Source organism: Xanthobacter autotrophicus, assembly GCF_030015065.1.
GTDB lineage: Bacteria > Pseudomonadota > Alphaproteobacteria > Rhizobiales > Xanthobacteraceae > Xanthobacter > Xanthobacter autotrophicus_D.
The window spans coordinates 1-401 of sequence record NZ_JAIVFN010000528.1 but is presented as its reverse complement, the minus strand read 5'-3'; the positions used below and the strand labels follow the sequence as shown (position 1 = coordinate 401).

Annotated in this window: 1 protein-coding gene; it reads left to right on the top strand. The window is 61.1% G+C overall.

The window, feature by feature from the left end; translation table 11 throughout:
- On the top strand, positions 1 to 401 hold a 401-nt coding region (locus tag K9U40_RS24355), incomplete at both ends, for a cbb3-type cytochrome c oxidase subunit I (RefSeq protein ID WP_282892610.1).

The window sequence follows — 401 nt, the reverse complement described above, 5'->3', positions numbered from 1 at the left end:
GCTGACGGCCGCCCTGGTGCTGATGTCGCTCGACCGCTACGTCGGCACGAACTTCTTCACGAACGACTTCGGCGGCAACCCGATGCTCTACGTGAACCTGATCTGGATCTGGGGCCACCCCGAGGTCTACATCCTGGTGCTGCCCGCCTTCGGCATCTTCTCCGAAGTGGTGGCCACCTTCTGCCGCAAGCGCCTGTTCGGCTACACCTCGATGGTGTACGCCACGGTGGTGATCACCATCCTGTCCTACCTCGTGTGGCTGCACCACTTCTTCACGATGGGCTCCGGCGCGAGCGTGAACACGTTCTTCGGCATCACCACGATGATCATCTCGATCCCGACGGGCGCGAAGATCTTCAACTGGCTGTTCACGATGTACAAAGGCCGCATCCGCTTCGAGC